The following is a 12,560-nucleotide window of genomic DNA, read 5'->3' as shown; positions in this document are numbered from 1 at the left end:
GTCACGGCTGTTCGGGCGCGGCCTCGGGCCGGGTGTAGGTGCGGCCCTTCCAGGCGGCCCCGCGGCCCCGGTAGTGCTGCACCGCCGAGTCGAGCGTCATCAGGAGGTACAGCAGCGCCGTGAACGGCAGCGTCAGGGCGAGCACGGGCCGCTGGCGGTAGTAGCGGAGCATCGGCAGATACGTCCCGGCCATCACCAGCCAGGCGAGCCCGCCCGCCCAGGCCGCCCCCGGGCTCCCCGTCGCGAGCCCCGCGAAGAAGGTGACCGGCGGCGCCAGATAGACCAGCGCGAGTCCCGCGACCGTGCCGAGCAGCACCAGCGGGTTGTGCCGCAGCTGCGCGTACGCGCTGCGCGAGACCATCCGCCACAGGTCGCCCAGGCGCGGATAGGGGCGCACGCTGTCGACGCGGTCGGCCAGGCCCAGCCAGACCCGGCCGCCGGACCGGCGCACCGCGCGGGCCACCGACACGTCGTCGATCACCGCCTGGCGCACCGCCCGCGGAATCCCGGCCCGCTCCGCGGCCTCCGTACGCAGCAGCACGCAGCCGCCCGCCGCGGCCGTGGCACGGGCCCTGCGGGCGTTGATCCAGCGGAAGGGATACAGCTGGGCGAAGAAGTAGACGAACGCCGGGACGATCAGCCGCTCCCAGCCGCTCGCCACCCGCAGCCTGGCCATCTGCGACACCAGGTCGAAACCGCCCCCACGCGCCGCGGCGACCAGTGCGCGCAGGCTGTCCGGCCGGTGCACGATGTCGGCGTCGGTGAGCAGGAGGTACTCCGGCCCGTCGGCCCGCGCGAGCGCGATGCCCGCGCGCAGCGCCCACAGCTTGCCGGTCCAGCCCGCCTCCGGTTCCCCCGGCGACACCACGGTCAGCGCCAGGCCTCCGTGCCGCTCGGCGAGGCGGCGGGCGAGCTCGCCCGTCCCGTCGGAGCTCCCGTCGTCCACCAGGAAGACGCTCGCGCGGCCGGGATAGTCCTGCGCCAGCAGCGAGGGCAGACTCGACGGCAGCACCTCCGCCTCGTCCCGGGCGGGCACCACCACCGCTACATCCGGCCAATGTTCGAGCTCCGCGCGGGGTGGCAGCCGCTGGTCGGTACGCCAGAAGAAGCCCTGCCCGAGCAGCAGCCAGAGCCAGACGACGAGGGACGCGAGGGCGATCCATACGAGGGCGCTCATCCGCCGCAGTCTGCCCCACATCCCGTGCTCCGTACCGGACCTCGGCCGGTCGCGGCAGGGCCGTCGACTATGGTGACCGGGTGAAGATCGCGCTCATGGACTCCGGAATCGGCCTGCTCGCCGCGGCCGCCGCGGCACGTCGGCTGCGGCCCGACGCCGAACTCGTGATCTCGTCCGACCCGGACGGCATGCCCTGGGGTCCGCGCACCCCCGAAGGCATCGCGGAGCGCGCGCTCGCGGTGGCCAGGGCCGCCGCGGCCCTGGGGCCGGACGCCCTGATCATCGCCTGCAACACCGCGTCCGTGCACGCCCTGCCCGCGATCCGCGCCGCCCTGGAGCCGCGGATCCCGGTCATCGGCACCGTGCCCGCGATCAAGCCGGCCGCGGCCGGCGGGGAGCCCTTCGCCATCTGGGCCACCCCGGCCACCACCGGCAGCCCCTACCAGCGCGGGCTGATCCGGCAATTCGCCGACGGTGTCCCCGTCACCGAGGTGCCCTGCCCCGGTCTGGCCGAAGCGGTGGAGCACGCCGACGACGCCGCGATCGACCGGGCCGTCGCGGCGGCCGCCGCCCTCACTCCGCCGGAGGCAAGGACCGTCGTCCTGGGCTGCACCCATTACGAACTGGTGGCCGCACGCATCCGTACGGCCCTGCGCCCGGACGGCGGACCGCTCACCTTCTTCGGCAGCGCCGAAGCGGTCGCGGCCCAGGGCCTGCGCCGGGCCGGGATCCTGCCCGCTCCCGATGCGCCCCAGGTCGGAGGCCTGACCGTGCTCCTCAGCGGCCGCCCGGGCGCGCTGCCCGAGGTCGCCCTCGCCTATCCGGAAGGCCGCCTGCTCCAGGCCGTGAGCCCCGCTCACTGAGAGCTGAACGGTGCCACCGCAGCGGAACCTGAGTACGCTGCTACACATGAGGGAACCGTCCCCGGAACACCCCGAGCCCCCCGAGTCACGTCATGCCTCGTCCGCTGCCGAGCAGGCGCCAGAGGTCTGGACCGGCCGGGCGACCAACCGTGTCCAGTGGCTTCTCGCGGCCGGCGGTGCGGCCTGCATCGCGCTCGGCGTGGAGCTCGCCGTCGACTCGACGTGGACCTCGGGCATCGCGCCGCTGCTGATGTCCGTGGTCGGCTGCCTGGCGGCCGGGCTCCTCGTGCTCTTCGGAACGCTCGCCTTCGTCCACGTGGCGGTCAAGGTCGACGGCGACTGCCTGGAGGTGCGCTGCGGCCACATCGGGCTGCCGCGCCGCACCATCCCGCTCGACCACGTCGTCGGAGCCGACTTCGTGCCCCGGGTCACCCCGCGGCAGTGGGGCGGCTGGGGCTACCGCTGGCGCCCGGAGATCGGCACCGCCGTCGTCGTACGCCGCGGCGAGGGCGTGGCGCTCAAGCTCGGCGACGGGCGGGTGTTCACCGTCACCGTCGACGACGCCGAAGCGGCGGTCCGGGTCATCCGTGACCGGCTGCGGCTGCTCGGCACCGGCAAGCCCGTCGGGGCCTGACCGCGCCGCGCGCGCGACGGTGGCCCTCGTCACCGGACTCCCCGGTCCACAGCGACCCGCCGTAGACTCCGCCGGGTGAGCACCACCGAGACCCCCACAACCGAGCCGGAACAGCTCGGACCGCGGTCTGCCGCCCCCGCGCGGCTGCGGACACTGCTGAACCGTCTCCTGCGGCCCGCCGTGGCCGCGCTGGGTGGGGTGCTCCTGTATCTGAGCTTCCCGCCGAGGCCCCTGTGGTGGCTGGCGCTGCCCGCCTTCGCCGTCCTCGGCTGGGTGCTGCGCGGCCGCGGCTGGAAGGCGGGCCTCGGCCTCGGGTACCTCTTCGGCCTCGGCTTCCTGCTCCCCCTCCTGGTATGGACCGGCGTGGAGGTCGGCCCCGGCCCCTGGCTGGGGCTCGCCGCGATCGAGGCGCTGTTCATCGCCGCGGCCGGCGCGGGCACCGCCGTGGTCTCGCGGCTTCCGCTGTGGCCCGTGTGGGCCGCCGCGCTGTGGATCGCGGCCGAGGCGGCCCGCGCCCGGGCGCCGTTCGGCGGCTTCCCCTGGGGCAAGATCGCCTTCGGACAGGCCGACGGGACGTTCCTGCCGCTGGCGGCCCTGGGCGGTACCCCGGTCCTCGGCTTCGCCGTGGCGCTGTGCGGGTTCGGTCTGTACGAGTGCCTGCGCCAGGCGCTGCGCCTGCGGAGCACCGCGTCCGTGCGCAAGGGCGCGCCGGTGGCCGCGCTGCTCATGGTCGTCGTGCCGGTCGCGGCGTCCTTCGGCGCCCGCGGCCTGGTCAGCGACTCCGCCGAGGACGGCACCGCGACCGTCGCCGTGATCCAGGGCAACGTGCCCCGGCTCGGCCTCGACTTCAACTCCCAGCGCCGGGCCGTGCTCGACTACCACGCGCGCGAGACGCTGCGCCTGGCCGACAAGGTCAGGGCGGGCAAGGAGCCGAAGCCGGACTTCGTGCTGTGGCCGGAGAACTCCTCCGACGTCGACCCCTTCGTGGACGACGACGCACGGGCCGTCATCGACCACGCGGCCAAGGCCATCGGCGCCCCCATCTCGGTCGGCGCGGTCGTCGGCGGCTACGGCGCGAAGCTGTACAACGAGCAGGTCCAGTGGGATCCGAAGCTGGGTCCTGTGGCGACGTACGACAAGCGCCAGATCCAGCCGTTCGGCGAGTACATCCCGCTGCGCGGCCTCATCGCGACCTTCGCCCCCGGCTACACCTCCATGGTGCGCGAGGACTTCAACCGCGGCACCAAAGCGGGCCTGTTCACCATGGCGGGCACCAAGGTCGGCATCGCCACCTGCTACGAGGCCGCATTCGACTGGGCGGTGCGCGACACCGTCACCGCGGGCGCCCAGCTGATCTCCGTGCCCAGCAACAACGCCACCTTCGACCGCAGCGAGATGACCTACCAGCAGCTCGCCATGTCCCGCGTGCGGGCCGTCGAGCACAGCAGGACCGTCACGGTTCCGGTCACCAGCGGTGTCAGCGCCGTGATCATGCCCGACGGCAAGGTCGTCCAGAAGACCGCCATGTTCACGCCGGCCTCGCTCGTGGCCAAGGTGCCGCTGCGCTCCTCGCAGACGCCCGCGACCAAGCTGGGCACGCTGCCCGAGTGGCTGCTCGTCGCGGTCGCCGCGGCGGGCCTGGCCTGGGCGGTCACCCGGTCCATGCGGGGGCGTCGCGACACCGGGAGCTGACGGCCGGTTCCGCGGGCCCGTTAGGGTCGGCGCATGGCAACTCCTGACTTCATTCAAGACATCCGGGCCCTCGCCGGGCATCAGCTGCTCCTGCTGCCCGGGGTGAGCGCGATCGTCTTCGACGACGAGGACCGGGTCCTGCTCGGCCGTCGCGCGGACACCGGGGAGTGGTCGACGATCGGCGGCATCCCCGAGCCGGGGGAGGAGCCCGCCGACACCGCGGTGCGCGAGGTGTACGAGGAGACCGGCGTACGGTGTGTCGCCGAGCGGGTGGTGCTGGTGGAGGCGGGCCGGTCGACCATCACCTATCCCAATGGCGACCAGTGCCAGTTCATGGACATCTGCTTCCGCTGCCGGGCCGTCGGCGGCGAGGCCCGCGTCAACGACGAGGAGTCCCTTGAGGTGGGCTGGTTCGCCCTGGACGCCCTGCCGAAGCTGAGCGAGTTCGCGCTGTTCCGCATCAAGCAGGCCCAGTCGGACAGCCCTACGTGGTTCCGGCCCAGTACTGGGCTCTGAAGTATGTGGGCTGACCACATGGGTGGGTGCGGGCGGCCTGCCTAGGGTCAAGAACATGACCGCCCCCCTCGCCCCCGCCCCTTTGCCCCGCTCCGTCACCGTCGACCTGGGCGGCCGCACCGCGCTCGTCACCGGCGCCGCGGGCGGCATCGGCCGGGCCTGCGCCCTCCGGCTCGCCGCCGCCGGAGCCAAGGTCACGGCGGCGGACCGGAACGCGGCAGGCCTCGAAGAGCTCGCCGCCGGTGCCGCCGGGCTCAGCGGCACCGTGGAGCCGCTCGTCCTCGACCTGACCGACCTCGACGCCGCCGAACAGGCCGCCGCCGGAACCGACATCCTGGTCAACAACGCGGGGCTCCAACTGGTGTGCCCCATCGCGGAGTTCCCGCCCGAGGTCTTCCACACCGTGCTCACCGTGATGCTGGAAGCCCCCTTCCGGCTGATCAGGGGAGCGCTGCCGCACATGTACGGGCAGGGATGGGGACGCATTGTGAACCTGTCGTCGGTGCACGGGCTGCGGGCCTCCGCCTTCAAGTCGGCCTATGTGTCCGCCAAACACGGCCTCGAAGGCCTCTCCAAGACCGCCGCCCTGGAAGGCGCCCCCCACGGGGTCACCTCCAACTGCGTCAACCCGGGTTATGTGCGCACGCCCCTGGTGGAGCGGCAGCTCGCCGATCAGGCCGCGGCGCACGGCATCCCGGAAGAACGCGTGCTCACCGAGGTGTTCCTGAGGGACGCGGCGCTCAAGCGGCTCGTCGAGCCGCACGAGGTGGCCGAGGCGGTCGCCTATCTCTGCACCCCGCAGGCGTCGTTCATCACCGGCACCTCCCTCGCCCTCGACGGCGGCTGGACCGCCCACTGACCCCCGGCCGCCCCGCGATTCCCCGCTTGTCCTGCACTCCTCACGAGTTGTCCACAGGCCTGGCGAGGCCGCCCGTCCGGCAGGTATCCCTGTGACCATGTCCCACGACCAGCCGCAGCTCACCGACCATCCGGAAGCCCCTTACCTGGAACTTCTCGCCCGGGGCGCGCCGGCCGAGGCGTACGACCGGCCGGCGCTGCTGGCCCGCGCCGACGGCGCGGGACCCGAGGCGCTCGCCGGTCTGGACGCCGCGAAACACCTCGCCCTGCGCGTACGGGCCGACCTCGAAGGGCGCAGGCGCCGCGAGGCCGAACTGTCCGCCCTGTTCGAGACCGCCCACGACCTCGCGGGCCTGCGCGACCTCGACGCCGTGCTGCGCGCCATCGTGCAGCGCGCCCGCTCGCTGCTCGGCACCGAAGTCGCCTACCTCAGCCTCAACGACCCGACGGCGGGCGACACCTACATGCGGGTCACCGAAGGTTCGGTCGCCGCCCGCTTCCAGCAGCTGCGGCTCGGCATGGGCGAAGGGCTCGGCGGGCTCGTCGCGCAGACCGCGCGTCCCTACGTCACGTCCAGCTACTTCGACGACGAGCGCTTCCAGCACACCAGCGCCATCGACACCGGCGTACGCGACGAGGGGCTCGTCGCCATTCTCGGGGTGCCGCTGATGCTCGGCAGCACCGTCATCGGCGTGCTCTTCGCGGCCGACCGCCACTCCCGGGTCTTCGCCCGCGAGGAGATCGCCCTGCTCGGCTCCTTCGCCGCGCACGCGGCCGTCGCCATCGACACCGCCAACCTGCTGGCCGAGACCCGCTCCGCCCTGGCCGAGCTGGAGAGGGCCAACGAGACCATCCGGGACCACAGCGCGGTCCTCGAAAGGGCCTCGGAGGTCCACGACCGGCTCACCGAACTAGTCCTGCGCGGCGGCGGCGTCCACGACGTGGCCGACGCCGTGTCCGAAGTCCTCGACGGTACGGTCGAGTTCGCCGGTGCCGACTCGGCGCGGGCCGCCGTCCTGCGGCTCGGCGGCACCGACGGTCACGCCATCCGCCACGGCGAGGACTGGCTCGCAGGGGTGTCGGCCGGGGACGAACTCCTGGGCGCGCTGGTCCTGCACGGCCAGCCGGACCTGGATCCGGTCGACCGCCGCACCCTGGAACGGGCCGCCATGGTCACCTCCCTGCTGCTGCTCGCCCGGCGTTCGGCGGGCGAGGCGGAGCAGCGGGTGCGGGGCGAGCTCCTCGACGACCTCCTGGACGCGCCGGACCGCGACCCCAGACTCCTGCGGGAGCGCGCCGCCCGGGTGCGGGCCGACCTCGACGCCCCGCACGTGGTGCTCGCCGCCCGCCTCGACGGCCTCGACCCGGGCACCAGTGCCCGCCGGACCGCGGACCGCCGGCGCATCGGCTCCGCCGCCGCGTACCTGGCCACGACCCGGCACGGCCTGGCCTCGACCCGGGACGGCGCCACAGTGCTGCTCCTGCCGCTCGGGCCCGGCGACACCCCCGCCGAGGTCGCCCGGCACGCGGCGAAACAGCTCAGCGGCGCCCTCCACGAGCCGGTCACGGTCGGCGCGTCGGCCGTCGTCGCGGCCCCCGCCACGACCCCCGCGACGGTCGCCACGGCGTATGCCGAGGCACGTCGCTGCCTGGAGGCGCTGCGGTTGCTCGGCCGCGCCGGGGAGGGAGCGGCCGCCCAGGACCTCGGCTTCCTCGGACTGCTGCTCGCGGACACCCGGGACATCGGCGGCTTCGTCGACCGGACGATCGGCGCGGTCGTGGCGTACGACCGGAAACGCGGCACCGATCTGGTCCGCACCCTCGACGCGTACTTCGCACACGGCATGAGCCCGGCCCGCACCAAGGAGCACCTGCACGTCCATGTGAACACGGTGGCCCAGCGGCTCGAACGGATCGGCCGTCTCCTCGGTCCCGACTGGCAGTCACCGGCCCGCGCCCTGGAGATCCAGCTGGCCCTCCGCCTCCATGTGGCGGCGCCCGCCATGACGCCCTGACGGTGGGGCGGCATCATGCCGCCACCCCACCCCAACTCCCGCGCGCCGTCAGGCAGTACGCGCCTTCGCCGAGTGCGCCGTCGCCGCGGCCCCGGCCGGTCCGGCGGCCTCGACGTGCTCCAGATCCCGCTCCCGGGTCTCGCGCGCGCACCCGACGGCGACGACGGTGAGCAGCACGGCCGCGATGACGTACAGGGCGATCGGCGTCGACGTGCCGTAGTCGGAGAGCAGCGCCGTCGCGATCAGCGGCGCGGGCGCCCCGGCCGCCACGGAGGAGAACTGCGCCCCGATCGAGGCCCCCGAGTACCGCATCCGGGTCGCGAACATCTCCGAGAAGAACGCCGCCTGCGGCGCGTACATCGCCCCGTGGAACACCAGGCCCACGGTGACGGCGACGATCAGGCGCGGGAAGCCGCCGGCGTCGATCAGCGCGAAGAACGGGAACATCCAGGCGCCGACGCCGAGGGCGCCGATCAGGTACACCGGCCTGCGCCCGATCCGGTCCGACAGGGCGCCCCACGCCGGGATCACCACGAAGTGCACCGCGGAGGCTATGAGTACGGCGTTGAGCGCGGTCTGCTTGGCCATCCCGGCCGAGGCCGTCGCGTACACCAGGAAGTCGTGGTTCTTCACGCCGGACGCGGTGATCTGCCTCGGCGCCGCCCTCACGGACGGTTCCGGTGCCGCCGTTCGGACGGCCGTCGAGAACCGCAACCTGGGCGAGCGCGGGACCGCTCGGCTCCTGGTCGACGGCCGCTCGCTCCCCTGGTCCGCCGTGCGGGCCTCGGCCCGCGCCAACGCGGCCTTGAACACCGGTGATTCGTCGACCGAGAGCCGGATCCACAGCCCGAGCAGGACGAGCACACCCGACAGCAGGAACGGTATGCGCCAGCCCCATGCGGTGAACGCGTCCTCGCTCAGCAGGGACGTCAGCGCCGAGAGCACGCCCGCGGCGAGCAACTGCCCGGCGGGGGCGCCGGTTTGGGGCCACGAGGACCAGAACCCGCGCCGCCGGGGGTCCCCGTGCTCCGACACCAGCAGCACCGCCCCGCCCCACTCACCGCCCAGCGCGAACCCCTGCACCAGCCGCAGCGCCGTGAGCAGCACGGGCGCCGCGGCCCCGATGGTGGCGTGGGTGGGCAGCAGCCCGATGCCGAAAGTGGCCCCGCCCATCATGAGCAGGCTCACCACCAGCAGCTTCTTCCGGCCGAGCCGGTCCCCGAAGTGCCCGAAGACGAGTGCCCCGAGCGGCCGCGCCGCGAACCCGACCGCGTACGTGAGGAAGGAGAGCAGCGTGCCCACGAGCGGGGCAGACCCGGGGAAGAACAACTTGTTGAACACCAGCGCGGCGGCCGACCCGTACAGGAAGAAGTCGTACCACTCGATGGTGGTGCCGATGAGGCTGGCGGCGACGATGCGCCTGAGGTTGGTGGCGGGTGGGGGAGCGGTCGAAGAGGCGGCCATGGGTACCACTTCCGGGAGGGTGGGGACGGTCGTGTGTCGCCACACCGTAGAAATGCCCAGGTCAGGCCGCTATGTGGCGGGACACCACAGTCCGCGGCCGGAGTGTGAGTTCAGCATCCATGCCCCCGCTCCGGCGCCGCCGACGCACCAGAGCCGCACCCGCCCGTGCGCCAGGGGCGCGGTCCGGGCCGGTGCGGCTGTGTGTGCAGGGTGGCGGTCCGGCTACTCCTTGGCCTGCTGCTGGATCTTGACCAGGTTGCCGGACGGGTCACGGAAGGCGCAGTCGCGCGGCCCCCACGGCTGGTCGATGGGCTCCTGGAGCACCTCGGCGCCCGAGGCGCGCACCTTCTCGAAGGTCGTGTCGAGGTCGTCGGTCCTGAAGACGAACATCGGCATGACGCCCTTGGTGAGCAGTTCCTGCAGGGCGTCGCCGTCGGTCTGGGAGCGGCCGGCGTGCGGCTCCGACAGGACGATCTCGAGCCCCGGCTGGGTCGGGCTGCCGAGGGTGACCCATCGGTAGTCGCCGGACGCGACGTCGTTGCGCACTTCGAGGCCGAGCGCGTCGCGGTAGAAGCCGAGGGCCTCGTCCGGGTCATTGACGGTGATGTGGCAGTACTGGAGCGCGATGCTGGTCATGGCTGCCACGTTAGGCGGCGGGCTGGTCGTCCGCTTCTCGGATCCTGCTCGGCCCCGCGGGCCCCGCGGAAGGATGGCGCGTCGGGCGCGTGCGCACCTTCGCCACGCACGCGGGCATCGCCGCAACCGCGTCGTGCAGCCGCCCGCGGTACGCGCTCGGTGTCTCGCCCACGATCTCGGTGAACCGGGAGCTGAACGAGCCGAGCGACGTACAGCCGACCGTCATGCACGCGTCGGTCACGCTCATGCCGCCGCGCAGCAGCGCCATCGCCCGCTCGATCCGGCGGGTCATGAGGTAGCTGTACGGGGTCTCGCCATAGGCGGCCCGGAACTGCCGCGAGAAGTGCGCGGGCGACATGAGCGCGTGCTGGGCCATGGTCGGCACGTCGAGGGGCTTGGCGTACTCGCGGTCGATGAGGTCCCGCGCCCGGCGCAGGTGCACGAGGTTGGCGAGCTCTTCCGGGGTCATGCGAACGACGCTACCACCGCCCCCTGACAGCGGCTCTGACCTGCGAAAACATGGTGCCGGACGGTGTCTCACCGACAGTCCGGGTGTCTCCCGCACGCCGCCGCCCCGGACCGGGCGCCCGTGGCGGGTCCGGGGCGGGGCGGGCTCAGCGCCGAGTGTCCGCCACGGTCGTGGGCGGCGCCTCGCGCTGGTGGGGGAGCAGAGCCGGGGTCGGCGGCGGCTCGGGGCCGTCCTGCTGGAGGGACACGGTCCGGGTCGGCGCGGGGATCGAGATGCCCTCCGCCCGGTAGCGCCGGTGCAGCCGCTTGATGAACTCGTGCTTGATCCGGTACTGGTCGCTGAACTCCCCGACACCCAGGATCACGGTGAAGTTGATCCTGGAGTCCGCGAACGTGTGGAAGCGGACGGCGGCCTCGTGCCCCGGCAGCGCCCCGGCGATGTCGGCCATCACGCTGTCGACGACGTCCAGCGTCACCCGCTCGACGTGCTCCAGGTCGCTGTCGTAGCCGACCCCCACCTGCACCAGGATCGACAACTCCTGTTCCGGGCGGGTGTAGTTGGTCATGTTCGTCCGGGCGAGCCGCCCGTTGGGGATGATGACGAGGTTGTTCGACAGGTTGCGCACCACCGTGTTGCGCCAGTTGATGTCGACGACGTAGCCCTCCTCGCCGCTGCTGAGCCGGATGTAGTCGCCCGGCTGCACCGTCTTCGAGGCGAGGATGTGGACCCCGGCGAAGAGGTTGGCGAGGGTGTCCTGGAGCGCCAGGGCGACCGCGAGGCCGCCCACCCCCAGAGCGGTCAGGAGCGGGGCTATCGACACGCCCACGGTTTCGAGGGCGACCAGGACGCCCATCGCGACCACCACGACCCGCGTGATGTTGACGAAGATCGTGGCCGAGCCGGCCACCCCGGTCCGGGAGTGCGCCAGGGACTGGACGAGCCCTGCCACGAGCCGGGCCGCGGTGAGGGTGATGACGAGGATGAGCAGGGCGTTCAGCCCGTGGTCGACGATGCCCGCGACCCGGGTGGTGAGCGGCAGCGCGGAGGCGGCCACCGCTGCGCCCGCGACCACGGCCGCCCACGGGGCGATGGTGCGCAGCGCGTCGACGATGATGTCGTCGCCGGTCCAGCGCGTTCTTCGCGCGTGCCTGCCGAGCCATCTCAGCAGGACGCGCAGGAGCAGCCCGGCCGCGATGCCCGCGGCCAGGGCGATGGAGGCCGCCACCCAGTCGTGCAGGACGAGGCCCCGGTTCAACGGACGTCCTCCGGGCAGCGCGGGGACGCGAGTTGAGCGAGGGGCGCCGTCGATCGCCGTATGGGATGTGTCGTCACTGTGTCACCTTGTCGCCTGTCAGATCGTGCTGCCGGAAGCCTCGTTCGGGCCGTACGCGCACGGAACGGGCTGCCATCCTGCCGCATGGGCGGAGCGTCCTCGCAGGTGGGCCGGTGTCACGCCGTCTCGCCGCTTGCGTCCCGGGCGGCGCCGCGCACGAGCGAGTCCGCCGTGGCAACCGCCCTGGCGCGGGAGGCCGTTGGCCAGTGCGGGCCCGAGCGCCTGAAGACCGCGCGGGCCGTCTCCCGGGCCACACGCGCCGCCATCCGGCCCAGGGTCGCGGCCCGAACAGCGCCCCCGCGCACCCCACCGCCGAGCGGGCATCGCCCGCCCATACGGCGTCGTACACCATCGCCTCGGGCCCGCCCGTGGAGCGTGTGGAGGTGGTGCCGTCTCCCGCTGCCTCGCGAGTGGTCCCCCGTCCCATGGGGCGGGACGCGATGTGGCCGCAGCCCATGTGGCCGCAGCCCATGTGGCCGCAGCCCATGGGGCCGCCCACCATGACGGACCGCTGACGGGCACCGTGCCGTCATGGACGCGGACCTGACGCCGGGCCGTCCCGCGAGCCGCCCCCGGGTCTCCGGAGCGCGGGTCTGCGGAGCCCCTCGCGGCCCAGGAGCCCGGCCCCTCCCGCGGGCCCTGGCCGGCCGCGGGCACCGGCGGCCCGGCCGCCAGGAGGCTCGCCCTTCTTCGGGCCGGGGCCATCCGGACGGCGGAACCGGGAGGTATCAAACGCGGGGCCCGGAGGTATACCTAGCGATAAGGAACGTGTCCGCTTCGGCGGCGCCCGGTCGGTCCGGGGTCGTGGACGGTTCCCCTTGCAGGACGGCGGGAGCCCCCTTCGCGGGCAGGCCCTGTTCCGGCGCGGCGATCCGCGCCACGTCCCCACCCTGTGTGAACCCA

General features: G+C 73.4%; 11 protein-coding genes and 2 pseudogenes. 7 read left to right on the top strand and 6 right to left on the bottom strand.

Annotated features, from left to right (window positions below):
• Position 1: 1 nt before the first annotated feature.
• A complete protein-coding gene (locus tag DT019_RS02500) occupies positions 2 to 1,177 on the bottom strand; it encodes a glycosyltransferase (RefSeq protein ID WP_114035290.1) in 1,176 nt (391 codons plus the stop codon).
• Between the two features lie 80 nt (positions 1,178 to 1,257).
• On the opposite strand from DT019_RS02500, the gene DT019_RS02495 reads away from it, so the two are divergent.
• The 6 genes from DT019_RS02495 to DT019_RS02470 all read left to right on the top strand — a co-directional run bounded on the left by DT019_RS02495 (position 1,258) and on the right by DT019_RS02470 (position 7,755).
• Positions 1,258 to 2,040 (top strand): glutamate racemase, encoded by a 783-nt coding sequence (locus tag DT019_RS02495; RefSeq protein WP_114034881.1) that lies wholly within the window; start codon positions 1,258 to 1,260, stop codon positions 2,038 to 2,040.
• A 46-nt stretch (positions 2,041 to 2,086) separates the two neighbouring features.
• Positions 2,087 to 2,674 carry a hypothetical protein gene (locus DT019_RS02490; RefSeq protein ID WP_114034880.1) on the top strand — a complete coding sequence of 196 codons (588 nt, stop codon included), beginning with the start codon at positions 2,087 to 2,089 and terminating at the stop codon, positions 2,672 to 2,674.
• Between the two features lie 75 nt (positions 2,675 to 2,749).
• Positions 2,750 to 4,366, top strand: coding sequence for an apolipoprotein N-acyltransferase (gene lnt / locus DT019_RS02485; protein ID WP_114034879.1), 1,617 nt, complete (start codon positions 2,750 to 2,752; stop codon positions 4,364 to 4,366).
• Positions 4,367 to 4,399: 33 nt separating this feature from the next.
• On the top strand, positions 4,400 to 4,882 hold the full coding sequence (locus tag DT019_RS02480; RefSeq protein ID WP_114034878.1) for an NUDIX hydrolase: 483 nt from the start codon (positions 4,400 to 4,402) through the stop codon (positions 4,880 to 4,882).
• Between the two features lie 55 nt (positions 4,883 to 4,937).
• Positions 4,938 to 5,741 carry a 3-hydroxybutyrate dehydrogenase gene (locus DT019_RS02475; RefSeq protein WP_114034877.1) on the top strand — a complete coding sequence of 268 codons (804 nt, stop codon included), beginning with the start codon at positions 4,938 to 4,940 and terminating at the stop codon, positions 5,739 to 5,741.
• Positions 5,742 to 5,838: 97 nt separating this feature from the next.
• A complete protein-coding gene (locus DT019_RS02470; RefSeq protein ID WP_114035289.1) occupies positions 5,839 to 7,755 on the top strand; it encodes a helix-turn-helix domain-containing protein in 1,917 nt (638 codons plus the stop codon).
• A 48-nt stretch (positions 7,756 to 7,803) separates the two neighbouring features.
• Here DT019_RS02470 and DT019_RS40105 read toward each other — a convergent pair whose 3' ends face one another.
• Positions 7,804 to 8,343: an MFS transporter gene (locus DT019_RS40105; protein WP_223279291.1), complete on the bottom strand. Its 540-nt coding sequence runs from the start codon at positions 8,341 to 8,343 to the stop codon at positions 7,804 to 7,806.
• Here DT019_RS40105 and DT019_RS40100 point away from each other — a divergent pair.
• Positions 8,309 to 8,431 (top strand): annotated as a pseudogene (locus DT019_RS40100) (hypothetical protein); the annotation flags it as partial. The gene DT019_RS40105 and the pseudogene DT019_RS40100 sit on opposite strands and share 35 nt — an antisense overlap.
• Positions 8,432 to 8,598: 167 nt before the next feature.
• Here the strand turns inward: DT019_RS40100 and DT019_RS40095 are convergent.
• The 4 genes and pseudogenes from DT019_RS40095 to DT019_RS02450 all read right to left on the bottom strand — a co-directional run.
• Positions 8,599 to 9,219 (bottom strand): annotated as a pseudogene (locus DT019_RS40095) (MFS transporter); the annotation flags it as partial.
• Between the two features lie 222 nt (positions 9,220 to 9,441).
• Positions 9,442 to 9,855 carry a VOC family protein gene (locus DT019_RS02460; protein WP_114035288.1) on the bottom strand — a complete coding sequence of 138 codons (414 nt, stop codon included), beginning with the start codon at positions 9,853 to 9,855 and terminating at the stop codon, positions 9,442 to 9,444.
• 10 nt (positions 9,856 to 9,865) lie between these two features.
• Positions 9,866 to 10,324, bottom strand: a complete 459-nt coding sequence (locus DT019_RS02455) for a helix-turn-helix transcriptional regulator (protein WP_114034875.1) — start codon at positions 10,322 to 10,324, stop codon at positions 9,866 to 9,868.
• Between the two features lie 145 nt (positions 10,325 to 10,469).
• Complete coding sequence (locus tag DT019_RS02450) at positions 10,470 to 11,579, bottom strand: mechanosensitive ion channel family protein (RefSeq protein ID WP_114034874.1); 1,110 nt, start codon at positions 11,577 to 11,579, stop codon at positions 10,470 to 10,472.
• Between the last annotated feature and the right edge of the window lie 981 nt (positions 11,580 to 12,560).

This window comes from Streptomyces sp. SDr-06 (assembly GCF_003324565.1).
Classification (GTDB): Bacteria; Actinomycetota; Actinomycetes; order Streptomycetales; family Streptomycetaceae; genus Streptomyces.
The sequence above is the reverse complement of the archived record's forward strand: the minus strand, read 5'-3'. Positions and strand labels throughout refer to the sequence as shown.

Coding starts and splice junctions, on each gene's coding strand:
- DT019_RS40105 (WP_223279291.1), bottom strand. CDS start 8,343: ATGGCCAAGCAGACCGCGCTCAACGCCGTACTCATAGCCTCCGCGGTG.
- DT019_RS02490 (WP_114034880.1), top strand. CDS start 2,087: ATGAGGGAACCGTCCCCGGAACACCCCGAGCCCCCCGAGTCACGTCAT.
- DT019_RS02480 (WP_114034878.1), top strand. CDS start 4,400: ATGGCAACTCCTGACTTCATTCAAGACATCCGGGCCCTCGCCGGGCAT.
- DT019_RS02460 (WP_114035288.1), bottom strand. CDS start 9,855: ATGACCAGCATCGCGCTCCAGTACTGCCACATCACCGTCAATGACCCG.
- DT019_RS02455 (WP_114034875.1), bottom strand. CDS start 10,324: ATGACCCCGGAAGAGCTCGCCAACCTCGTGCACCTGCGCCGGGCGCGG.
- DT019_RS02475 (WP_114034877.1), top strand. CDS start 4,938: ATGACCGCCCCCCTCGCCCCCGCCCCTTTGCCCCGCTCCGTCACCGTC.
- DT019_RS02500 (WP_114035290.1), bottom strand. CDS start 1,177: ATGAGCGCCCTCGTATGGATCGCCCTCGCGTCCCTCGTCGTCTGGCTC.
- DT019_RS02470 (WP_114035289.1), top strand. CDS start 5,839: ATGTCCCACGACCAGCCGCAGCTCACCGACCATCCGGAAGCCCCTTAC.